Source organism: Phocaeicola sp. HCN-40430, from assembly GCF_037890285.1.
GTDB lineage: Bacteria > Bacteroidota > Bacteroidia > Bacteroidales > Bacteroidaceae > Phocaeicola > Phocaeicola acetigenes.
Map to the genome: position 1 here is coordinate 1 of NZ_JBBKBS010000071.1, position 572 is coordinate 572.

The 572-nt window shown below is 47.0% G+C and carries 1 protein-coding gene; it reads right to left on the reverse strand.

Going from position 1 to position 572, the window contains the following annotated elements; all coding sequences use genetic code 11:
• A partial coding sequence (locus tag WKU26_RS12630) for an IS66 family transposase (protein ID WP_340322311.1) occupies positions 1-572 on the reverse strand: 572 nt, incomplete at both ends.

Sequence of the window (572 nt, forward strand, 5' to 3'; positions counted from 1 at the left end):
TCCTGTCTGCCAGGATTTCTTTCAGTGCCTTCCGTCCTCTGGATCCGTCCTCGTAGCAGTATATCACTGACTTCTGTTCCTTGTTGACCAGACACCAGATGTATTTCTTGTAATAGGCATCCCTTACTTTTACCTTACACCATGTTTCGTCACAGTTCACGATGGAATCCTTTTCCATAGCCATATCTTTGAGTGCCTCCACAAGTTTTGTGGTGAAAGTGGCCCCCTTGTGCAGCCAGTTGACAAGTGTCATCCTGCTCAGTGACATACTGTGGTCATTGATGCGGTACATTTCCCTGTAATAAGGAATGTTCAGTACGAAGTGATTGAAAGCCAGATGTGCGAGGAAGTCTCCGGAGGCATGTGTTCCGGGCACTACATCGATACGTTCCGGTCCTTTTTCCTTAGGAAGGTATTCCTCCCTGATTTTTCCGTCCGCGGTTTTGTAGCGGACTACCTGGTACTGATGTTCCAGAATGTAGCTTACCTGTTCGTATGCATATTTGTAGAAAGTCTTAATGACGACCGCATCTTGGGGCAGTTTCGACAAGTCTGATTCGTGACACACGGAC